The 23,621-nt window shown below is 62.1% G+C and carries 13 protein-coding genes; 3 read left to right on the top strand and 10 right to left on the bottom strand.

The window, feature by feature from the left end; translation table 11 throughout:
* Window positions 1–57 precede the first annotated feature (57 nt).
* From ACTQ40_RS00625 to ACTQ40_RS00600, 6 genes are all read right to left on the bottom strand, one after another.
* A complete protein-coding gene (locus ACTQ40_RS00625) occupies window positions 58–420 on the bottom strand; it encodes a desulfoferrodoxin family protein (protein WP_427747728.1) in 363 nt (120 codons plus the stop codon).
* Window positions 421–585: 165 nt separating this feature from the next.
* Window positions 586–4,059: a DEAD/DEAH box helicase gene (locus tag ACTQ40_RS00620; protein ID WP_441563084.1), complete on the bottom strand. Its 3,474-nt coding sequence runs from the start codon at window positions 4,057–4,059 to the stop codon at window positions 586–588.
* Window positions 4,060–4,221: 162 nt separating this feature from the next.
* Window positions 4,222–8,025, bottom strand: a complete 3,804-nt coding sequence (gene dnaE, locus ACTQ40_RS00615; protein ID WP_427727452.1) for a DNA polymerase III subunit alpha — start codon at window positions 8,023–8,025, stop codon at window positions 4,222–4,224.
* Window positions 8,026–8,288: 263 nt separating this feature from the next.
* Entirely contained in the window at window positions 8,289–11,915 is a 3,627-nt protein-coding gene (locus ACTQ40_RS00610; RefSeq protein ID WP_441563083.1) for a UvrD-helicase domain-containing protein, read from the bottom strand.
* 3 nt (window positions 11,916–11,918) lie between these two features.
* A complete protein-coding gene (locus tag ACTQ40_RS00605) occupies window positions 11,919–15,017 on the bottom strand; it encodes a PD-(D/E)XK nuclease family protein (RefSeq protein ID WP_441563082.1) in 3,099 nt (1,032 codons plus the stop codon).
* Window positions 15,018–15,199: 182 nt separating this feature from the next.
* Window positions 15,200–15,499, bottom strand: a complete 300-nt coding sequence (locus tag ACTQ40_RS00600) for a YerC/YecD family TrpR-related protein (RefSeq protein WP_154515917.1) — start codon at window positions 15,497–15,499, stop codon at window positions 15,200–15,202.
* Between the two features lie 326 nt (window positions 15,500–15,825).
* Between ACTQ40_RS00600 and ACTQ40_RS00595 the strand changes: the two genes are divergently transcribed.
* Window positions 15,826–16,191 carry a phage holin family protein gene (locus ACTQ40_RS00595; protein WP_427717799.1) on the top strand — a complete coding sequence of 122 codons (366 nt, stop codon included), beginning with the start codon at window positions 15,826–15,828 and terminating at the stop codon, window positions 16,189–16,191.
* 137 nt (window positions 16,192–16,328) lie between these two features.
* Here the strand turns inward: ACTQ40_RS00595 and ACTQ40_RS00590 are convergent, their stop codons facing one another.
* Entirely contained in the window at window positions 16,329–16,757 is a 429-nt protein-coding gene (locus ACTQ40_RS00590) for an RrF2 family transcriptional regulator (RefSeq protein WP_154515923.1), read from the bottom strand.
* A 251-nt stretch (window positions 16,758–17,008) separates the two neighbouring features.
* On the opposite strand from ACTQ40_RS00590, the gene cysK reads away from it, so the two are divergent.
* Both cysK and mnmA read left to right on the top strand, forming a co-directional pair.
* The gene (gene cysK / locus ACTQ40_RS00585) at window positions 17,009–17,947 is read left to right on the top strand and encodes a cysteine synthase A (protein WP_154515926.1); all 939 of its coding nucleotides are present in this window, start codon (window positions 17,009–17,011) and stop codon (window positions 17,945–17,947) included.
* A 58-nt stretch (window positions 17,948–18,005) separates the two neighbouring features.
* Complete coding sequence (gene mnmA, locus ACTQ40_RS00580; RefSeq protein WP_441563160.1) at window positions 18,006–19,229, top strand: tRNA 2-thiouridine(34) synthase MnmA; 1,224 nt, start codon at window positions 18,006–18,008, stop codon at window positions 19,227–19,229.
* Between the two features lie 8 nt (window positions 19,230–19,237).
* On the opposite strand, the gene ACTQ40_RS00575 is transcribed toward mnmA, so the two are convergent.
* The 3 genes from ACTQ40_RS00575 to fucO form a co-directional block, all read right to left on the bottom strand.
* The gene (locus ACTQ40_RS00575; protein ID WP_441563081.1) at window positions 19,238–20,611 is read right to left on the bottom strand and encodes a hypothetical protein; all 1,374 of its coding nucleotides are present in this window, start codon (window positions 20,609–20,611) and stop codon (window positions 19,238–19,240) included.
* A gap of 138 nt (window positions 20,612–20,749) precedes the next feature.
* Window positions 20,750–21,793 carry a M42 family metallopeptidase gene (locus tag ACTQ40_RS00570; RefSeq protein WP_441563080.1) on the bottom strand — a complete coding sequence of 348 codons (1,044 nt, stop codon included), beginning with the start codon at window positions 21,791–21,793 and terminating at the stop codon, window positions 20,750–20,752.
* Window positions 21,794–22,397: 604 nt separating this feature from the next.
* Complete coding sequence (gene fucO / locus ACTQ40_RS00565) at window positions 22,398–23,564, bottom strand: lactaldehyde reductase (RefSeq protein ID WP_154515935.1); 1,167 nt, start codon at window positions 23,562–23,564, stop codon at window positions 22,398–22,400.
* Window positions 23,565–23,621: the final 57 nt, after the last annotated feature.

Raw genomic sequence — 23,621 nt, 5'->3', positions numbered from 1 at the left:
CAGCCGGCGCTTGCATGTGCATATGCTAGCTATGATACCCCGAGCGGGGGCGCGCTCCTAGAACGTCGCGGACCACAGCCCATGCAGGTTGCAGTAGGCATAGACGGTACCGGTCTTGGAGCCGCCAGCGAAAAACGTCGCGGGCTTCATGCCGGGCTCAAGGTAATGGACCTCCAGGCGGCCCTCGGCCTCAAGCGCGATCCACTCGATGTAGTGCTCGGGCAGCATGGGGTGCTCCGTCGAGCCCACGCGCGCACGAATGACGTGGCCGTCGCGCTCGGTCTCGACAACAGGCACGTGCTTCTCGTGCGCCGCATCCTCGGTGTTTGCCGTCAGCTCCGTGCAGCCGGCAGGGGTCGCAACGTCGTCGCCAAGAGCGGCAACGAGCTTGCCGTCGGAGTCTTTAAAGAATTTCGCCATGATGTTCTCCTTTGCTGATGTGCCAATGTACTCGATAGTTCTTATGCCCAAAGAGCGCCGAACCATCCATGGCATTTCAAATGAACACATAACGGGTGGGATAAACGGTCGGGCTAAGACGAACCGGCGACCTGGCCCAGCCCGGCAGCCCCATCCCGCGCGCAGCTAGCGACCGTCGCCACCGAGCAGCGCCAGAACATCCTCGCGGGTAAACAGCGCCGACGAAATGCCATCGCCGCCGAGCACACTGTTGACCAGGTCGCGCTTGGACTCCTGCATCTGCATGATGCGTTCCTCGATCGTGTCCTTGGCGATGAGCTTGTACACGGTCACGGTGTGCTGCTGGCCAATGCGGTGGGCGCGGTCGGTCGCCTGGTCTTGCGCCGCCACGTTCCACCACGGGTCGTAGTGGATGACCACGTCGGCAGCCGTCAAATTAAGGCCCACGCCGCCCGCCTTGAGCGAAATCAAGAACACCGGCACCTCGCCCGCTTGGAACTGCGCAACCATCTTGGCGCGGCTCTCTTTAGACGATGCGCCCGTAAGCTTAAGGAAGGTGATATCCTCCTTGGCCAGGCGCTTGCCGATGATATCGAGCATGCCCGTAAACTGGCTGAACAGCAAGATGCGATGACCGCCGTCGAGCGCGCCGTGGACGAGCTCCATACACGTATCGAGCTTGGCGCTTCCCGCCTTGTAGTCCGCGTAATGCAGATGAGGATCACAGCAGATCTGGCGCAGCTTGGTGAGCTCGGCAAGTACCTTGAGCTTATCTTTTTTGAACTCCCCGGCCTCGCGGTGCTGCACTTGCTGGGCAATGCGGTCCTGGTTGGCCAGGTAGAGCTTGCGCTGCTCGCCGGTGAGCTGCGCCATCACCGTATCCTCGATCTTCTCGGGCAGGTCGGCCACCACGTCTTCCTTGACGCGGCGCAGCACAAACGGCGACACGAGCGCCTGCAGGCGAGCGGCGCTGTCACCCTCGGCGTGCTCGACCGGGCTTTCGAAGCGCTTGGCAAACGACTCGCGCGTGCCGAGCAGGCCCGGCATCAAAAAATCGAAGATGCTCCAGAGCTCGGACAGGCGGTTTTCGATGGGCGTGCCCGTCAAGGCAAAGCGCACGCCGGCCGGCAGACGCTTGGCGGCGCGAGCCACCTGCGTGAGCGGGTTTTTAATGTACTGGGCTTCGTCCAGCACCACGCGGGCAAAGTCCTGCTCGACGTACTCGTCGATATCGCGACGCATGAGGTCATACGACGTCACGACCACGTTATGCTCGGCCACGCCGGCAATCTGCACGCGGCGTTGAGCCTTGGCACCCACAATGGCGCACACATCAATCGAGGGGGCAAAGCGCTCCAGCTCGGCAGTCCAGTTGTACACGAGCGATGCGGGGCATACCACGAGCGTGGGCTTAGCGTCCCCCTCCTCCACGCGCGCCAGGATATGCGCGATCATCTGGAGCGTTTTGCCCAGGCCCATGTCGTCGGCCAAGATGCCGCCAAGGCCCAGGTGTTCGAGCGAACCGAGCCACTGGTAGCCGTCGACCTGGTAGCCACGCAGCGTGGCCTTGAGCGAAGCGGGCACCGTAAAGTCCATCTTGCCGAGCGTGTCCAGGCGCTCGACGGTGCGACGGAATGCAGCGTCGCGATCGGCTTCGAGCGCGGGCGTGCGCGCAAGCATGCTGTCGACGAACAGGGTACTCGACGCGGGAAGCGACACGCCGTCGAGCAGGTCGACGGCATCGACCCCCAGATCCTCGGCAAGGCCAAACGCGGCACGCGCTCCCTCGTCCAGGCGAATGATGTCGCCCGACGTGAGACGAGCAAACGTCTGGTGACGCTTGTAGGAATCGAGGTAGATGGCAAGGTCTGCCGCCGAAAGGCCGCTCGCGCCCAGTTCGACGTCGAGCAGGTTACTCTTGACGGTGGCGCGCACCGAAAGCTTGGGCGCAGGGCGGACCGAGATCTGGCGCAGACGGTCGCTGAGCATGACCTCGCCCAGCTCGGACAGGGCAGACAGGCCCTCAGTCAGCAAGTGGAACAGGCTCTCGTCATCGCGTTCCTCAAACGCCAGGCCACCCTCGTAAAAGTCGAAATACAGAGCCGCCGTATCCATAACGCGAAACTCTGCCACCTCGTCGCGCGGCGGCACGCCCGGGCGCTGCTCTTCGAAGGGGCTGCCCGGAGCGCCCATGCTAAAGAGATCTGCCGACCAGTCGCCGTAGGTAACCGTAATTTTGCAGGTCACGAGCCCATCGTCGACGCCGATCGCCATGGCAAAGCTCGGCTCGGGCGCCACGGTATCGAGCACAGCGGGCGCGGCAAGGTCGGTGTAGTCGCGCAAGATAGGCAGCGCCATGCGGCAAAACTCACCCACTTGGTCGGCGGCGATATGGACCGGTGTGCGGCAGGGCAACAAGTGCGATAGGAACGGCGCGGCATGTTGGGCAAACGCCGTGTCGGTACGGCGCGCGCGGCGCGTATCGACCAGATAGGCGACGTCGCCCGAGGCAAAGCAGTACGTATCGGCCGGAAGGCGCAAGTCGTAGCTGCCCCCGGCTGCCGGCACAATCTTGGCAGCAATCAGCGGCGGGTGCTTAGCCGGGACTTCGCCCTCCCCTTCCGGCAACGACTCGACCGTCACCTCGTAGGCGCGGTGCGTCGTCGTCCCCCGCGACCAAGCAGGTTCAAAGGACATGGTCCTGCCACGCAGCAGGTCCAACACGGACACGATGGAATACTCGGATACCGGCAGCTGACGCTCGGCGACAAAACCGCTGCGGGCAAAGTCGTATGATGCCGAGCGCGAGCTCGTAATATCGCCTAGGTAGGCGACCGTCATTGCAACAAAGTCGAGCAGCTTTGCCGACACATCATCGAAAGCCTCGGGCACATGGGCAAACGTAAGCTTCTTGCCATAGGAGAACGTACCGCCGCGCGCATAGGCATCGGCCATGCCGTCGATATCCTTAACCACGTAGGACACCGAACCGCAGCGGATGCGAAACTCAAGCGCCCAGCTAAAGCGATCGGCAAACAGCGGATTGTAGTACGGCACCAGCGAGGGCTCCAGCACTGCTTTGGGCGCATCGGGGTCAATGGTGCCAGCGAGCTTGCGGCGCATGGCCACGAGTTTATCCATCCGCGCGTCCGAAAGATCGGAAAGTGCTGCCACAAGGCTCGGGCTCGTGGGCACGGGCGCCGGGAAGGGAAAGTTGGGGTTGACCGCAGATGCGCTGGGCGCGGAGCGTGTGGGCTGCTTGGACTGTGCGGGCGACACCGTAAACGTGCGGACCGGCGTGCGCAAACCCTCGACGGGCTCGGCGCCGCTGGCATCCAGATACGCCAACGCCGTGGCGATGGCGTGCTTGCACATGCCGGAATAGCGGAAGGCGGCGGGGCAATCGCAGTCGTAATCGACAACCTCGTGCTCGTCCATATCGAGCGCCACGTGCGTCTTATACAGGTCGCCGCGCGAACCACGCACCGTACCCTCGATATTCACGTTTTTGGAGAAGCGCGAGCCGGAGTCCTCAAACGACAGCACGGCGCCGTTGAGCATGAGCGAACGCCCCTTCATAAAGGTACTGCTGAGCGCCGCCTCCTTACGAAGCGCCTGCACAAACGTCCCCTGCGCCATCGCTTCCTCCAATCTCACCCGGGGTAGCTAATTTGGGACGGGGCTATTTTAGCTACCCCCATATGTCGGTTGAGATGTGTTCCGACCCCGACTCATTCGCCGTCAGCCAAAGGGTAGCTAAAAAAGCCCCGTCCCAAATTAGCTACCCCGCCAACGGCGTCCTTAGATCACCGTCACTCTGCCTTGGTTACCCACGATGGCCTTGGCCTCGGCCAACAGCGGAATCGAGCGTGCGTTGACCTTAGCAGGTACCTCGGCACGCAGCACGCGCCCGTCCGCCTGCTCGATAAAGATCTCTACGCGGTCGCCGCCCGGGTTGGCGGTGAGCACCGTGGCAAGACGCGCCATGTTGCCCTGGCTAAAGCGACTGTTGGGCACCATGACCTCAAACACCTTGGGCTTGTTGTTCTCCTCGTTGAGCTCAAGCGGCACAATCTCCTGCGCGATGATCTGGTCGCCGCGGTCCGAGCGCTCGAGCTTGCCCTTAATGCGCACAAACGCATCGGACAGCTGCGCGCCGGTCTCGGGGTCGACCTCGCCGTACAGATACCCCTCGGCCTCCTTGAAGGTCTTGGGGAACACCACGACGGTGGCCTCGCCTTCCATGTCCTCGAGCTGCACGATGCCCATGGGGTCGCCGTTTTTGGTCACGCGCTTGGACACGCTCGAGACCATACCGGCCCACCACAGCGCCTTGCCCTCGGGAATTTCCTGGTTGATGGTGCCGCCCGTGGGGTTTTGCACCTCGTAGCCGGTGTCGATCTGCGAGAACGAGAAGTCGCGCGCTTTGCTGAGCGCATACTCAAACGGGCGCAGCGGGTGGTCCGAGACATAGATGCCCAGAACCTCCTTCTCCTGGCTCAGCTTAAGGTGGCGGTCCCATTCCTGGCCATCCGGATCGGGTACGCTCACCTCAAAGCCCGAGCCCTCAACGTCGCCAAACATGTCGAAGAACGACGTCTGGCCGCTCGCGCGATCCTTCTGGCGCTTTGCCGCGGCATCGATGATGTTCTCGGGGTTGTTCTTGTCCACAAAGTGCATCATCTGACGACGCGGATACCCCGTGGAGTCGAAGGCACCTGCCTTGATGAGCGATTCGATCACGCGACGGTTGGCCTGGCTCGAGTCCACGCGCTCGACAAAATCATGCAGCGTCTTAAACGGACCGCCCGCCTCGCGCTCGGCGATAATCGCCTGCGCCACGCCGGTGCCCACGCCGCGGATGCCGGCCAGACCAAAGCGCACACCTTCCTTGGTAGCCGTGAACTCGGTACCGGACTCGTTGACATCTGGCGAAAGCACGGGGATGCCGTCGTGACGGCATGCCGAGACGTAGTGCACGATCTTGTCGGTCTTGCCCGTATAGGACGTCAGGACGGCCGCCATGTACTCGTGCGGATAGTGCGCCTTGAGCCACGCCGTCTGCATAACCAAGATGGCGTAGCCGGCGGAGTGCGACTTGTTAAAGGCGTAGGACGCGAACTCGAGAACATCGTCCCAAATCTTCTGGGCGACCTCGCGCGTGTAGTTGTTCTTGATGGCGCCGTTCATCCAGTGGTCGTAGGTGGTCTCGTCCGAGCCATCCTCCCAGTGGAGCACCGTCGACGTAAGCAGCTTGATCTTCTTCTTAGCCACGGGCTTACGGATACGCGAGTCCGATTCGCCCTTGGAGAAGCCGCACATCTCGACGGAGATGAGCATAACCTGCTCCTGGTAGACCATGGTACCGTAGGTTTCGCCCAAGATGTCGTCCAGACGGTCGTCGTAGGAGACGGCCGGCTCCTTGCCGTTCATACGGTTGATGTAGGACGAAACCATGCCGGCGCCCAGCGGGCCCGGGCGGTACAGGGCGATCAATGCCACGACGTGCTTGTACTCGGTGGGCTTCATGTTCTTGATCGTGGCCGTCATGCCGGCGGACTCGACCTGGAAGACGCCGGCGGTGTGGCCGGAGCCCATGAGCTTAAAGATCTCGGGATCGTCAAAGGGAATCTCTTCCTCTTTGATGTCGATGCCGAAGTTCTTTTTGATGTTTGCCTTGGCCTTGGAGATAACCGTCAGCGTACGCAGGCCCAAGAAGTCCATCTTGAGCAGGCCCATGTCGGCAACGGTATGGCCCTCGTACTGGGTAATCTCGACACCGCCCTTGGTGTCGAGCTTGGTGGGCACGTGCTCGTTGACGGGGTCGCGGCAGATCAGAACGGCGCACGCATGAACGCCCTCGCCACGGGTGAGGCCCTCGATCGAGAGCGCCGTGTCGATGATGCGGCGGGCGTCGTCGTCCTTTTTATAGGCCTCGGCAAAGTCGGGGTTAAACAGATCCTCTTTGCCGGGTTGTTTTTCGAGCACCTGCTTGAGCTTGACCTTGGGGTCGCTCGAGACCATCTTGGACAGGCGCTGGCCCATGTAGACCGGGTAGTCCAGGACGCGCGCGGCGTCGTTGATGGCCTGCTTGGCCTTAATGGTCGAGTAGGTGATGACGTGGGTGACCTTCTCGGGACCGTAGAGCTGGCGAACGTGCTCCACGACCTCGAGACGCCGCTCATCGTCGAAGTCCATATCGATATCGGGCATCTCGGTACGCTGCGGGGACAGGAACCTCTCGAACATCAGACCGTTCTCGAGCGGGTCGAACGCGGTGATGTTCATGGCGTAGGCGACGATAGCGCCGGCGGCCGAGCCACGGCCGGGGCCGACGCCGATGCCGTTGTCCTTGGCCCATTGCACGTACTCGGCGACGATCAAAAAGTAGGCGGCAAAGCCCTTGTCGCAAATGACCTTGTATTCGTACTCAAAGCGCTCTTTGATGTTGACGCCACCGATCTCGCGCGTGGCCCAGTCGTCACCGTAGTGCTGGCGCAGGCCTTTCTCGCACTCGCGGCGGAACTGGCTCTCGTGCGTCTCGCCGGGATCGAGCAGCGGGAAGCGCGGCAGGATGATGGAGTCCCAGTCCAGCTCAACGTAGCACTTGTCGGCGATCTCGAGCGTGTTGTCGCAGGCCTCGGGGCAATACGGGAACATCGCCCGCATCTCCTCCTCGGTCTTCATGTAAAACTCCGAGCCGGTCATGCGCATGCGGTTGGGGTCGTCGACCTTGGCGTTCATGCCGATGCACATGATGACGTCCTGCACGGGCGCGTCCTCGCGGCGCAGGTAGTGGAAGTCGTTGGTGGCGATGACCTTGACGCCCACCTGTTTGGCGATATCAATGAGCGTGCGGTCCATCTGCTCGTCGGTCAGGCCGTTATCGGTGGTGATGCCGTGTTCCTGGATCTCGATGTAGAAGTCACCAGGCTCGAAGGTATCACGGAAGGTCTCGGCCCACTTGATGGCGCCTTCCATGTCACCGCGGTCGATGTATTTGGGGATGATGCCCGCGATGCAGGCGCTGGTGCAGATCATGCCCTTGGCGTGGCGGCGCAGGTTGTCGAGCGTCACGCGCGGCTTGTAGTAAAAGCCCTGCACGGCGGCCTCGGAGACCGTTTGCATCAGGTTGACGTAACCCTCCTGGTCCTTGGCCAGAAGGATCATGTGGTAGAGCTCGGGTTTGTGGTCGCGGGCGAGCGTCTCGTCCGGCGTAAAGTAGACCTCGCAGCCAAAGATGGGCTTGATGACAAGGGGCGGCTTGAGCTCGTCGATATTGCCCTTCTCGTCCCACATGGCCATGTCCTTCACATACTGGGCATGCTCGCGCGGGTTTGCCTCGGGATCGGGCTCCACCAGCTCGTCGCGGCGGTCCTTTTCCAAGAAGGCCTTGTCGTGGCTCCACGTTTTGTACTCGGGCGTGTTGTGGTTGACGGCGTCGCAGGCCAGCGCCAGATCGGGCACGCCATACATGTAGCCGTGGTCGGTAATGGCCACGGCGGGCATGCCCAGCTCTACGGCACGGTTGACCATATCCTGGATACGGGTTGCGCCGTCGAGCATGGAGAAAACAGTGTGGTTGTGCAGATGGACGAATGCCATGTGATGAGCTCCGATGCGGGTTCGTGTTCTGACTGAACGATTTTACCCCACGGCACGGACAGCGCCCGAACCTAGCCAAACCCACACGGGTAGCTAATTTGGGACGGGGCTCTTTTAGCTACCCTTTGACTGACGGCGAACGAGTCGGGGTCGGAATACATCTCAACCGATGTATGGGGGTAGCTAAAAGAGCCCCGTCCCAAATTAGCTACCCCTGAGCTGCAGTGGAATCGAAAAGGATCCCACCGCACGTTATCTGAGGGCTAGAAGTTGTAGGTGACCACCTGGGGCTCGGCGAGCTCGACTAAGACAGCTGGGGCCGTCTGCTCCACGCGGACGAACTTGACGGTCACCGTCTTAAAGCCCGCCTTATGCAGAACATCCGAATAGACGCGCGCCTGCAGGGCGTGCTTCTCGAGCAGCTGGTCGGGTGTCTCATCCGGCGTGCCACCCGTCTTGTAATCGATAACCAGTGCGCGTGACGGATCGGCCGGGTCGGTCGCCAGCGCATCGATGGCGCCCTCGGCATATGCACCGTAGCGGGCAATGTCCTTGTCCTCGCAGCCCAGCGAGAAGAACGGCACTTCGGCACGGACGCACGGCCAGGCAAGAAGCTCGGCACGGACCGACGACCTGAGCCAGCGATTCAGGGCAACGTCAAAACGCTCGCGCTGCTCCGGCGTCAGGCACCACAGGCGCGTCAGCGCATCGGCACGCTCAGCGGGCAGCGCATCGGCACCCATCTCGATGAGCCACTGGCAGGCGGCATGGAACGCCGAGCCCAGCGCCATGGGGTTGCCGGCGGGCTCGACAGCAGCCACGTCTGCATCGGCCATCTCCGAGCCATCCGACTCGGCATCGTCGCCCGCCTCATCCATGGGAACACGCGCCTCGGCGGCACGGTCTTCCGTCTCGGCATGGAGCGCCGCGGCGATCGACGAATAGCTGTACGAATCACGCGCCGGGAACGGACACGTGCCCATGCGCACGCCCGCCGTCTGGGGATATACGAGTTCAAACGAATCGGGCTTGGGGTCGGCAGGACCGGGCACGGTTGAGTGCGCAGCATTATCGGCGACATCGGTATCGCCACGAACGAGCCTGCCCTCGGCATCCAGCGAAGCGTTGGCCTCAAACGCCTGCTCGCCAAAGGTAAAGTCCGAAAGCGAAATGAGCTCGTAGTCGCCCGGCTGGGAGTTGTCGAATACCAGGCGGTCGGCATCGAGCTGCGGCATGTCCAGAGCGTCGGTCGGCAGAATGCGGCGCAGCACGTCGTAGGTCAGATCGGTCTCGACATCGAAGGTCGGCGCCGTCACCTTGCCACGGCTCACGCCGGCATCCATCGCCAAGATCACCAGCTCGCGCGCACGGGTCATGGCAACATAGAGCAAACGGGCCCGCTCCTCGAGCGAAAGCTGCAGGTCGTCGTTGCGCAGGCGAGCAAATGCCTCGGCGGGAGAACCCGTCGCACAGACGTCCTCCATGAGCTCCGGCGGTAGCCACAGCGACGTGCCCTTGCCCTTAAACGCATGCTCAAACTGCTTTTTGACGTCATCGCCCTTTACGAACGTGCCGTCCGCGAGTTTAACGCCGTCGAAGCGTGCCGGCAGCGCCACGACCCGCGCTCCGCCCTCGACGCGACCCATCTGTGCCGCACCCGAGGACTTACGCACGCCAAAGCACTCGGCGACCGCCACGACCGGATATTCCAGACCCTTGGAGGCATGAACCGTCATGATGCGCACCGCGCCGTCGCCCTCCTCGTTGAGGGCGCCCGGGGCCTCCTTGCCCGCCAGGAAGCGATCGAAGGCAAGCGCAATGGAGCGCGGCGAGTTACCGAACTCGGCCTCCGCCTCGGCCACGGCATCGAGCGCCTTGAGCACGTTGGCGGCGATGGCCTTGCCCTCGGGGCCGCGCTGCGCCAGGCGCACGAACCAGCCGGAGGCATTGACCGCGTCGCGCGCGATGGCGGCAAACGAATCACGCCCCACGCGACGCAGTGCGTAGCGCAGCACCTCGCGGGCACGCGTCACGAGCGGCAAGCCCTGCAAGCCCGGCACATCGGAATCGCTCATGATGCCCGCGTCGATGTTGCGGCGCGACGTCTCGCCCGTCTGATCGTCGAGTTTGGTCGCCAGCGCCAGGAACTCCTGGGCGCCCAGCGCAAACATCGGCGAGGCGAGCAGCGGCATAAGGCCCTGCGCCGTATCGGCCGGATTGGCGAGGGCACAAACCAGGGCGCGCACCGTCTGCACCTCGGCAGCTTGGGCAAAGACCGAGCCGCCCGCGATGACGCAGTCGAGCCCCTGGTCACGGAAGGCCTGTGCGTAGACGTCTGCGTTGGTCATGCGGCCCAGCAGCAGCACCATGCCGCCCTGGGGCTGGCCGGCATCGGTAAGCGCGCGGAATCGCTCCGCGATCGCGCGGGCCTTGGCCTGTGTGCGCTCCTGCGTACTGCCGCCGGCAACAAAGAGGGCCTGGCGGCGCGAGGCATCCGCCACCAGCGTGTCCTTGCGGCCGTCGCTCGCCTCAAGATCCAAAAAGCCCTGCATCAGGCCGCCGTCATCGCCGTCGAAGACGCGGGCCACATAGCGCAGCACCTCGTCGTGGCTGCGGAAGTTGCGCACGAGCTTGACGAGCTCGCCGGCGGGGGCATCGGACGTGGCAACCGTCTCCGACGACGCCGCCGATCCCACCTTGCGCTCCTGGCGACGGAACACCTCGACCTCGGCGCCGCGGAAGCGATAGATCGACTGCTGCGCATCGCCCACGGTGCACAGCGCGCGCTCACCCGCACCCGTCAGGTAGCGGATCAGGTCGACCTGCATCTGATCGGTATCCTGAAACTCGTCGATCATGACCATCTTAAAGCGGCCCTCGTACGCAGCACGAATGGCAGGGTAATCGCGCAGGGCCTCGAAGGCCATGCGCAGCAGGTCGTTATTATCGAGGGCGGACTGGGCAGCCTTCAGTGCGCGATACTCGGCCTCTACAGAGCGGGCCAAGCCCACCAGTGCATCGAGCGCGGGGCCACCGCAGGCAAGCACGATATTGATAAATGCATCGGCGGCCTCGGCCTTGAGCAGCTCGACCTGCTCCTTGGGGAACGCCTTGCTCGCGCGCGGCATGGTGCACGACATCATGAGTCGCGCCGCATCGGCCATGGTCTTGCCGCTCGCCTCGAACGCGTCGATGGCGTCGAGCGCCGTCTGCGCCTTCTCGGTCGCCGCCTTGCTTGCGCCCAGCGCCGCGCGATAGGCATCGGCGAGCGCCGAGGTATCGGCCTGGCCGCGCGCCACGCACACGTCGTCCATACCGCCCGGCAGCTGGCTCGAGAGCTCCAGCATCTCGCGCACCAGACCCTTGATGGTCGTGCCGGCGCCAAAGGGACCGCCCTCGCCCGCCATGGGATACCAGGCGTAGAGGGCTTGGAGCGATGCCGCGAGCTCGGGGGCGGCATCGGGTGCCGTCGCGCGACCCAGCACATGCTCAACAGCCTGGTCCATGAGCTCGTCGGTATCGGTGAGCACCGTGAACTCGGGGTCGATGCCCAACTCCAGCGCGTGTGCGCGCAGGATACGCGAGCACATGCCGTGAATGGTCGAGATCCACGCGTCGTCGACGGTCAGCGCTTCCTCGTCCATGCCCTCGTCGATAAGCGCACGGCGCACGCGATCGCGAATCTCGGCCGCGGCATCCTTGGTAAAGGTAATGGCGAGCACCTGGTCCAGATGCTCGACGAACGGACCGGATTCGGGCGAGAGCGCGTAGACGATGCGGCGCGTGAGGGTAAAGGTCTTGCCCGAACCGGCGCCCGCCGAGACAAACAGCGGACGGTCGAGCGTCTTGACGATCTGCAGCTGTTGCGGCATCAAGGTCGAAAGATCCATGGTCTACACGTCCCTCCTTACAAACGTTCCTTCGTGGTTATACGAGCAGCGGGCATGCGCGGCCTGCGTCGACGCCGGGTCGACAGCAGTGACGTTGCCCGCCTCGAGTTCGCGCAAGCGCTCGGCGATGCCGGCCTCCACGCGATCGAGCAGGGCGTCGAAGTCCATGCTGCCACCCTCGCCGGGGAAACCTTTCTTAAGGCCCGGGATGCGACCGTCGCCACGCTCCTCCTCGAGCAGCTCGGCGCTCGCGGCACCGCGCAACGCCGGCTTGCCGCCCTTGGTCGAAAAATAGAGCGCCGCACGGGTATCCAAATCCAGCGCCCGGCGCATGGCCTGGGCGTAGATGAGCGTTTGGGTATGTGGCGGCAACCAGCGCGGATCGTCGATGGGCGCCGTGCCCGATTCCTCGTCGCGCACCGTAGGGTCGGCGAGCTTAAACTCCTCAACGCCCGTGCGATGTTTGTAGTCAATCACCACAGCGCGATTCTCGGCATCCACATCCACGCGGTCGATGCGCCCGCCGAGCGGCCAGCCGGCATACTCGACCTGGAGCTCGTTGAACGCAAACTCCAGGTAGCGCGGAGCGAAGGGGGCAAGCGCCTCGGACTCGTAGGCAAGCACGCCCTCCAGCTGCGGCAAGATCTCGGCCACCTGGCGCTCCTCCACCGCAGAGAGCGGTACCAGCGGGCCCTCGTTGCCACGCTTGCCGGCGTGCTCGGCCAAGGTCTCGGCAAAGACCTCGTGCAGCAGCTCCTGCGCGCGCGGCAGGTTTTCGGGCGTCACACGCTCCATGCCCTCTTGGGGCAAGCGGGCATGCAGATGTTCCAGCACGTCGTGGACAAAGTTGCCCTTCTCCATGTTGCCAAAACCCGCGTCGATAGACTGGGGCTTAACGCGATACGAGACGAACCAGCACAGCGGGCAGGTGGAATAGGCCTCGATCTGCGAGGCAGACGTCAGACGCGGTACAAGCGGCGCGTCCTCGCCCTCGCCGTCCCGACGGCGCAAGACCAGATATGGCACGGCCGCCTCGCTCAAATGCTGAGGAGCCTCGCATGCCACGCGCTCGCGCTTGAGGCCCTTGCCGGCTGCAGGGTCAAAATCACCTACGATATCGCCCTCGCCCACGCATGTCACCTGAGCGGCACCGGTGGCCTCGGCATGCGCCCGCAACTCGGTCCACACGGCAGCCGGATAGCACTCGCGCGCCTGGCGATCGTGCGTCACGCGCGCAAGCGCAACCGGGCCACGTGCCGCCCGCATCGCGTGGCCAAAGCGCACGCGCAACAAGGCCGCAGGCTCAAGCGTCACGCCCTCGCGACCAAGGCTCGCAGCCAACGTGGCCAGCGGTCCTTCCTCGTGTGAGAGCGGATAGCTGTCCAGATCGACATCGGCAAACAGCACGGCATCGTAGCTGCCGGGGCGCAGAGCCGCCACATCGGCAAGCGAGGCAAAGCGAACCTGGGCACGTGGCGCACCGTCAACCTCGTAGGTCTCGTAATCGTAGGCGGTGCTACGCTTGTCCACCTTGGTGCGAATGCCATCGAGCACGGGCACGGTCGCGGCCTGCGACACGTCGAGCGCGCGGGCGTCATTCATAAGGATGTCGATGGCGTGGCGCAGCAGGGCCGCCTCCGCTTGGCGACGAGCTTGGCCATCCAGGCTGCCCAGCGAGCGATCGGGCAACGCCTCGGCAACGGCAAGCATGGCCTTGAGCGCCGTCACGGGCTTGTCGCGCCACAGTGCCTGGAACACGTCCGAGACCACACACGGTACGTTCTTAAACCAGTTTTCGTCGCTCGCCGCCTTGCGTGCGCCCCTCACCTGGCCTTGCACGCTCTGCAGCAGGCTCTTAACGCCCGCGGTAGTCTTGCTACGCGAGAGACGCATATTCTTATCGAAGATACGGGCATTGGCGGCATCAGCGCCCGAAAGCGGGCTGTAGATCCAGTCGGCAAGCTCCGCCGCGGGCCACCACTCGGTCTTTGACGCCACACCCTCATCGGCCGCCTTCATGCGCTCGATCAAGCTGGCAAGCGCCGCAAACTGCCTGCCCGCAATGGATTGGGAAAACGCCGTGAATTCAGTTGTCTCGGCAGCGATATGACGAGCCGCCAGACGAGAGGCGAGCTCACCGAACAGCTGGGGTGCCCGGGCAGAAACAACGAGCACGCGTACGGGGTCGGCGGAGAGGCCGGCGGTATCGTCGGCCCCGAAACCCTGGCACGCTTTTACCAGATCATCAATTGCGTCCGCATAAGCATGAGCACGGGCGTGGGGGCCAGCGACCTCAATAAAGGCAGGCTGAGCGGTAGCTCCACAAGCGGCATCAGACGCGACGGCGTCCTCCCCCAGCGGCGCGACCTCAAACAGCACACCGCTGGCATCAAATGCCGCGGCAAGTTCCTCGCGCATCGCCGCCTGCTCGCGAGCAAGCAGCACGACGACCTCTCCCCCACTGTTCGCCACAGCAGACAGCAGCTCGAGCAGACCGTGCGTAAACGACGTGACGCCGCGTACACAGACGGCACGGGCGCACGCCGGCAGATTATCGGCCAGGGCGCTGGCCATAATGTCAGCCGCCTCGCAGGGCTCGACCATATCTCGACGGTCCAAACCGCCCGCGTAGGCACGCAAAAGCTCGAACACACGAGCCTCGGCATCGCTTTTTGGCTCAGGCCGGCAATTGTTGCCACGGCATCGCTCGGCAGCTGTCCCCGCCACACCTGGCAGCACATCGCGGGCCATGCGCGCAAGCATGCGCACCGTGCCCTGGCTGCGCGAAAGCGGCTGCAGGTCGACATCATCGAGACGCGTGACCATGTCCGAAAACAGCATCTGGCGCTGCAGGTTGTCGACGAAACCGCGCCCGTCGCCCAAAAGCTCCCAAAGCGAGCGAAGCCACGACGCGGGCGTCTTGTAATCGATGCCCAGCGAAACGCCGGCTTCCGCCGCATCATGACGGCACAGGTCGAGCTCGGCAAACGTTGGCGCCAGCAGCACGGCACGCCCGTGGCGGGCAATAAGGTCGGCAAGCAGCGCCGACTCGGCATCGCTCAAATCCGTGCCGGCATTAGTGGTATAGATTCGAACAGGCATGGCCCTCCACTCAAACTGTTCGCAATAATCAATGCATCCATCCTACCCGCCCAAGCGGACACATTGCCACCGCAGCTTCATGTTTTGGTGCAAAGCAACCTGATCCCGACGCACCAGCCGATTGCGGGCATATAAAAACCGCCCCCGGAGGAGCGGTTTTTCACAATTCGTTTTGCCGCGGCCTATTCGCCATCCTCCAGCTTAATGAGGATCTTGCGGTAGCCACCGTACTCGCCGTTGAGCGCCTTGGATACACGGCTCACCGTGGTGGACGAAGCGCCGGTACGGACCTGAACCTCGACATAGGGCTCGCCCTCGTCCAGGTAGCGCGCGACCTGCAGACGCTGCGATAGATCGCAAATCTCGCGCGGCGTGCAGATATCGGTCAAAAACGCTTGAATATCTTTCTCGTCGTCCAAAAGACTAAATGCGTGGACTAGCTGCTTGACATCAGGCTTGTCAAACATGTTCTCGATATTCATCGATCACCGCCAAACCCGCCAAAAGGCATCGAAGTTGATACTGGCACCGGGCATCGTTCGCCCATTCTATGCAATAGGGCAACGCATGTAGCTTTTGCCCGTAGTAGTTTAGCACACCACCAAACTAAAGTGACAAGACTCTCTGTCAGCGGCGCGTTTTTTAGGACGAACGCCGTTTTGAAACCGAATGCGCATGCAAGCTCCACGAATATCTGAGACAATGGGCGCCCAACGCAGAGGCGCACGCCAAGGCAACCATCCGATTCGCCGCGGCAAACGAGCTTACGCGCCACCAACACGTCACGCGCACCGGAAAGGAACCCACCATGCGCTTCTTGCTCAACTGGCTTTTGACCTCAATCGCTATCGCGATCGCCACGTTCCTCGTCCCCGGCATTCAGCCCTTCGGCATGGCCGACGCCTGGGTCTGCTTTGCCTTTGTGGGACTGTTCCTCAACGTCGTCGACTCGCTCGTCAAGCCGCTCCTGACGGTCATCTCGCTGCCGCTCACCATTATCACGCTGGGTATTTTTCAGCTTGTAGTCAACAGCTTTATGCTCGAGCTTGCCAGCTACCTATCGGTAAATCTGCTGGGCGCGGGCATCTCCATTGCCAGCTTTGGGTCGGCCTTTATGGGTAGCATTTTGGTGTCCATCACTCGAAGCATCTTCGACAGCATCGCCAGGAACTAAAGCAACCGGATACGGACCGCCACAACACGCCAAAACGAAGGCCGTCCATCGCAACGATGGACGGCCTTCGCCTTTGTCAAGCCTCAGAGGACAAAAGAATCTACCATTTCTACCCCGTCCCCAAATGGCTGGTGGGGCTAGATGACGTAGTCGTAGCCCCCGTTGGGGGCGACGAGCGCATCGAGCGTCACACCGTCGAGGTAGTCGTTGATGAGCTTGTCCAGGTTCTTCCACACGTCGAGCGTGGGGCACTCGTCAGATCGCGAGCAGCCCTTGCAGTCGCCATCCAGGCAGGCGACCGGCGCCAGGCTGCCCTCGGTCAGGCGCAAGATCTCTCCCACCGTGTACTGCTCGGGCGGGCGCGTGAGCACGTAGCCGCCGCCCTTGCCGCGCATGCCCGAAAGCATGTTGGCGCGCACGAGCGTAGCCAAGATGTTCTCGAGATATTTCTCGGAAATCCCCTGTCGCGCCGCGATCTCTTTGAGCGGGATGCGACCGGCCGCCTGGTGCTCGGCCAGGTCGACCATAACGCGCAGGGCGTACCTGCCCTTAGTAGAAACCAACATATATAGTGCTGCCTTTCGGTCTTTTAATCCGTTGAAATTCTAGCCGAAAAATTGGCTTTGAAAATACCCATTCCAGTCAAGGTGGTTAATCAGCTCGTAATAATCTCCTATTTCCTATTGCATTACTAGGCTTTAGTGTCTACTATGCTTGCCAACAGCTAAACAAACAACCTATAAGGTTTATGGGTTTAGCTACTAGGCCACCGTAAAACTACACGGTATCCAGTCATTTGAACACTTGGAGGTTCACCATGAGCAAGGTTTATACGTCCATCGATCAGCTTATCGGCCACACCCCGCTTTTGGAGCTCACTCACTTTGAGGCCGATGAGGACCTTAAGGCCCGCGTGCTCGTCAAATTGGAATACTTCAACCCCGCCGGGTCCGTCAAAGACCGCGTCGCCAAGAACATGATTGACGAGGCCGAGAAGGCCGGCAAGCTCGTGCGCGGCGGCGACTATACCATCATCGAGCCCACGAGCGGCAACACCGGCGTCGGCATCGCCTCGGTGGCGGCGGCTCGCGGCTACAAGGTGATCATCACCATGCCCGAAACCATGTCCGTCGAGCGCCGCAAGCTTATGCAGGCATACGGCGCACAGCTCGTGCTCACCGACGGCTCCAAGGGCATGAAGGGCGCCATCGCCAGGGCCGAGGAGCTGCAGAAGGAGACCCCCAACAGCATCATCGCCGGCCAGTTTGTGAACCCCGCCAACCCCGCCATCCATAAGGCCACGACCGGCCCAGAGATCTGGGACGACACCGACGGCAAGGTCGACATCTTCGTCGCCGGCGTTGGCACCGGCGGCACCGTGACCGGTGTGGGCGAGTTCCTCAAGGAGCAGAACCCCGAGATTCAGGTTGTCGCCGTCGAGCCCGCCACCTCCCCGGTACTCTCCAAGGGCCAGGCCGGTCCGCACAAGATCCAGGGCATCGGTGCCGGCTTTGTGCCCGACGTCCTCGACACCCAGGTCTATGACGAGATCATCCCCGTCGAGAACGACGACGCCTTTGCCACCGGCCGCGCCGTGGGCCACAAGGAGGGCGTGCTCGTGGGCATTTCGTCCGGTGCCGCCGTGTGGGCCGCGCTGCAGCTAGCCAAGCGCCCCGAGAACGAGGGCAAGACCATCGTCGCACTGCTCGCCGATACCGGTGAGCGCTACCTGTCCACGGCACTGTTCCAGGACTAGAGCCTTTTTTCCCATAGGTTGAGCTCAGGGACGAACCTGCCTCCTCTCTCCCGGCGGTCTGAGCCCATCCCGTCAGGGTGTCCCACGAGACGCCCGAACTTGCTACAATGTCTGCGGCGCGGAACCAGCCTCCCGCGCCGCTTTTCTTTTTTGGCCACATGCCACCAAGGAGAACCTCCCCATGCACAACAAGCGCGTGCTCGTCGCCATGAGCGGCGGCGTCGATTCCAGCGTGACTGCCTATCTGCTCAAGTGCCAAGGCTACGAATGCGTCGGAGCCACTATGCGCCTCACCTGCCCTGCGCCCGATCCCGTCACGGGCATGAGCAAGGTCGACCGTGACATCGCCGATGCAAAGGCCGTCGCCGATCGCCTGGGGATACCTCACCATGTGCTCGACCTGCAGCAGGCCTTCGACCGCAACGTTATCGAGCGCTTTGTGACCGCCTATCAGGAGGGGCTGACGCCCAACCCGTGCATCATCTGCAACCGCCATATTAAGTTTGGCGCGCTGCTCGACGCGGCACTCGATATGGGCTGCGACTACATTGCCACGGGTCACTACGCCAAAACGAGCCAAGCGCCCGATGGCACCTGGCAGCTGCACCGCGGCGAAGACTCCAAGAAGGACCAGAGTTACTTTTTGTATTCGCTCACGCAAGAGCGCCTGGCACGCACAATCTTTCCGCTGGCAGGGTTGGACAAAGAGCGCGACGTGCGCCGCATTGCCGCCGAGCAGGGCTTCATCAACGCCAAGAAGGCCGAGAGCGAGGATATCTGTTTTATCGCGGACGGCGACTACGCGGGCTATATCGAGCGCCGCTGCGGGCATGCCGCCGAGCCGGGCGATATTGTATGGCGCGACGGCAGCGTGGTCGGACGCCACAACGGCGCACTGCGCTATACCGTCGGCCAGCGCAAGGGCTTGGGCGTCGCGATGGCGCGCCCCGTGTATGTAACGGGCGTCGATGCCGCCAACAACATTGTGCATCTGGGCGAGGCTGAGGACCTGACGGCGACAGCACTCACGGCCAACGACTGGATCTGGAGCGCCCCTGCCGACCGCATGGAGGCAGAGCTCACGTCCGGCGACATTCGCGTGGGCACCAAGTACCGCTACCGTCAAAAGGACCAGGCAGCGACCCTTACACGTGGCGCCGACGGACAGATGCTTCTGACCTTTGACGAGCCGCAGCGCGCCGTCGCCCCCGGACAGGCCGTTGTAGTCTACCGCGGCGACGTCGTCCTGGGCGGCGGCACCGTGACCGGCGCACTTAAGTAGCCACGGGTTTATCGCTGCACGTGTCGAAGTACCTCAACAGCGGCATTCACCTCGATTACGCGACGCTCGAGGCCGCGGCAAATGGACTCGAGCCGGCCCTCCGCTGTGGCCCATTCGCTCTGCGAAAGAATCTCGATCGCCTCATCAACAAATCCGTTGAGCCGCGATGAATCGAACCAATCGAGTGAGTCCGCAAGCGCCAGCTGGACGGAAGGGTCGGGCCCAAACGGCTTAGCAGAAAACCCAAACTCCCCAGCTGCGAGCACGGCAGTTGGTACGTTGTACCACAGGCAGTTGCCGCTATCGAACAGCGGAGCAGGCCTTATCTCCAGGGTGTCGACATTGCGGATGATGCCGAAGTTTCGCCAATGGCGATCGCTGTTGGCCAAAAGGGCATCGCAGACAATCATCTGCGACATAGACCTTCTTACGGCAGCCTCGTCTGCTCCATGCTTACCAAGGAAGTGGCAGTACCGGTCGTATGTCGAGTTTCCCCGCTGGCTACCAAGTGCGCCCTTAACGTAAACAGCCGGAACGTATTCCTCGCGGCCGTCAAGAAAGTCGTCGCACAGACACACAGGGCCATCGAACATCCGCTCAACCGTATAAGGAACAAACTCGCCCTCCGACAACAAGCGACGATGTAGAGCCGTTGCAACCGCCTCGTTAAAGGGACGCTGATCGTCCATGCCGCAACCTTTAGCCAAAACGCGAATGCCGTTTCGGATCATCCACGATTTAGGGAGCTCGCCCTCGGACGTGTTATCCGGATTATTAAGACCGATGCCCTCCAGCCAACCCGAACGTCCCTCGGGCGCCGATCGCTCAAAATCATTCTCGAAGTAATTGAGGTTTCGCCATTTGAGCCCGTCGCATTCTGCCGGCCGCAGCCAATAGCAATCCGAAAGCGAGAGGCCCAGGCACTGAACCGGGACCTCGATGCCACTGGCAATTCCCAGTTCACGATAGCGCGAGACGAGTCCGGGGCGAACATCGGGCACCGACCGATGGCTCCACCACACGTTGAGCTCCCGTTTATTCACCGTAGGAGAAGAGCTCGAGCACGTGCCAAACGGCATTCGTTGTGCATCGAGGACCTCCGCGATTTCGAAGGGATATTCGCGCGACGGATCAAATGAGACATGCGCGACCTCATGGTCGGCCGACATCAGCGTAAACTTGCGCCCCACATCGGCCGCAGGACGGCGCCCACGTTTGCGGACCTTTTGATAAGCGACCGCGGAATTGTACTCGACCATCTTCCGTCCGCCCACAATATCGCACGCGAGCGTTCCCGATGCGGCAAGTTGAGATATGCGGGCTTTCGTAACGCCCAGCAGGCGGGCAGCATCACCCATAGACAAGTACTCAGACGTATCCATACACCGCATCACCTCGTTAAGTAATTTACACGTTTAGTTAATAGATTACATATATCATAATACTAAACAAGCCAAAGCGAAAAAAAGCCCGAGAAATCGGGCTTTAGCGATTGGTCAGCCGAGTCGCAAGCTGCTCCCCTAGCGCTGAACGTAGGCGCGAACGAGCTCGTAGGTGTTGCGAACGCCGTCCATGTGGCTGCGCTCGTAGTTGTGGCTCGCGTACACGCCAGGGCCGATCAGGCCGTGACGGATGTCGTAGCCGGCAGAAAGCGTGGCCTCAACGTCTGAGCCGTAATGCGGGTACACGTCGATGGCGTAATCGAGCTCCAGCTCGCGCGCGATATTGGACAGCGTGGTCACCAGATCGTAGTTGTAGGGGCCGCCCGAATCCTTGGCGCAAATCGACACCATGCGCTCGGTGCAGCCCAGATCGTCACCCACGCAACCCATGTCAACGCTGATCATCTCGCGCGTGTCGGCCGGCACAAAGGCACCACCGTGGCCGACCTCCTCGTACACCGTAAAGAGCAGCGACACCTTGCGCGAAAGCGACACCTCGCCAGCGGCGACGGCACGCGCCAAGCCCAGCAAAATGGAGGCCGACAGCTTGTCGTCCAGGAAGCGGCTCTTAATGTAGCCGCTCTCCGTCACCGTGGTACGCGGGTCCATAGCGATGATGTCGCCCGTCTGAATGCCCAGCTCAAGCACGTCATCCTTGCTGTCGACATTCTCATCGAGCAGGATTTCCATGTTCTTCTCGATGGTCTTGACCGGCTCGTCGGCCACGTGCGCCGAAGGCTCGGTATTGAGGACCACACCCGTGTACACATTGCCATCGCGCGTGTAGACGGTGCAGTTCTCGCCATCGGCCGTAGACCACTGATGCCCGCCGAGCGTCGTGGGACGCAGGCGACCATTGTCCTTAATGGAGCGGACCATGGCGCCCAGGGTATCGACATGGCTCGCCAACACAAGCGGCTCGCCCTCGCCGCCAAGCTCAACCAGCACGTTGCCCTTATTGGAACGCTCGGGGCCAAAGCCCATATCGCGCAACGTTTCCATTAGATAATCAGTCGCCGCACGGGTATAGCCCGTAGGCGAAGCAATAGAAGTCAGCGTCTTAAGCTGTCCCGCGATATAGGAGAGCGTCTCCTCTAGAGAAGCATCAATATTAGAAGCCATATGCGTCCTTCCAAGTAAAACTAAGACCGAGTCCCGATTTTAACCGTTCTGCACGGTCAATGCCCTAGGAGCCGAGCCGCCTCCCGACGTCCCCGCACCGGTTTTGTGCACGCGCACGTCTTACAATCCCAATCTTGCATAAATCCTATCGGTATCTGCATAGAAATGAGGAATCTTTTTGCTTCGTCTCAGGGTACCCCACCTTGGGCCGTGCAAAAAACGGAGTATTCAGCACCGTGGGCCCCAACGACCCCATCGCGAACGACAAAACGACGCGGTTACAGCAGTGTTGCAGGTCGTCGCAAAGCAGAAACTCAGTAGCAACCCCCTCCACTCATCGATAGCCCGCCCACAATGGCTGTCGATGGGCGCCTGTGGGCCACTACGGGTCCTTCAAAACGTTATGCATTTTTAAGAGCTTGCTGAATACTCCCAAAAATGCACGCTGGGAAGTGCACCACCTATCCGCAGCGGGCAGCATGCCTTGGTTTTACCCATCTCGGGGCATCGACGAGGCACAAAAAGCCCCGCCGTGCGTAGCGCGGCGGGGCCAGCGGCAAGTCAAAAGACCATACGCCTACAGGCGAAAGAACACCAAACTGGGCTAGGCGGCCGGGCAGATCTTCTTGAAGAGCTCGATGACGTCGTCGAGCGTCGCCTCGCGCGGGTTGCCCGGGAAGCAGGCATCGGCCATGGCGTCCTTGGCCAGGACCTCGATCTCGTCAGCCTTCATGGCCTCGCAGACGTGCGGGATGTTCACGTCAGCGGAGAGCTGCTTAACGGCGGCGATAGCGGCGTCGGCAGCCTCATCGGTGCTCATGCCCGTGGTGTCAACGCCCATGGCGACGGCGACCTTGGCCAGGCGCTCGGCGCAAACCGGCTTGTTGAACTCCATGGCAATCGGCAGCAGCATGGCGCAAGCGACGCCGTGCGGAGTGTCGTAGTGAGCGGACAGGGTGTGAGCCATGGCGTGATCGATGCCCAAGCCAACGTTAGAGAAGCCCATGCCGGCGACATACTGACCAAGAGCCATGCCCTCGCGGCCGGAGCCGGGCTGGCCGGACTTGGCCTCGGCAACGGAGTCGCGCAGGTTCTCGCTGATCAGCTTGATGGCCTCAAAGTGGAACATGTCGGAGAGCTCCCAAGCGCCCTTGGTGGTGTAGCCCTCGATGGCGTGGGTCAGAGCGTCCATGCCGGTGGAAGCGGTCAGGCCGGCGGGCATGGAAGCCATCATGTCGGGGTCGACGACGGCGACCTCGGGGGCATCGTTGGTGTCGACGCACACGAACTTGCGGACCTTCTCGGGGTCGGTGATGACGTAGTTGATGGTCACCTCAGCAGCGGTACCGGCGGTCGTCGGCACGGCGATGGTGAACACGGCGTGGTTCTTAGTGGGAGCAACGCCCTCGAGGCTGCGAACATCGGCGAACTCGGGGTTGTTGATGATGATGCCGATGGCCTTGGCAGTGTCCATAGAGGAGCCGCCACCGACGGTCACGATAGCATCAGCCTCGGCGGCCTTGAAAGCCTCGACGCCGTCCTTGACGTTCTGGATAGTGGGGTTGGGCTTGATCTCGGAGTAGAGGCTCCAAGCGATGCCGGCGGCATCGAGCTCGTCGGTCACCTTAGCGGTAACGCCAAACTTGACCAGATCGGGGTCGGAGCAGACGAAAATCTTCTTGTAGCCGCGACGCTGGAGCTCGCCGGGGATCTCCTTGATGGCGCCGGAACCATGATAAGAAATGGTGTTGAGAACGAAACGATTAGCCATTGATAGCCTCCCATCGTGTGCGGGGCACCCATTGCGCCCCACGCTATGGCTCCCATC

Origin of the sequence: Collinsella sp. Sow4_D11 (assembly GCF_052116465.1) — a bacterium.
Taxonomy (GTDB): Bacteria; Actinomycetota; Coriobacteriia; order Coriobacteriales; family Coriobacteriaceae; genus Collinsella.
Note: the sequence above shows the minus strand (reverse complement) of the source record. Positions and strands in the feature narration are given on the sequence as shown.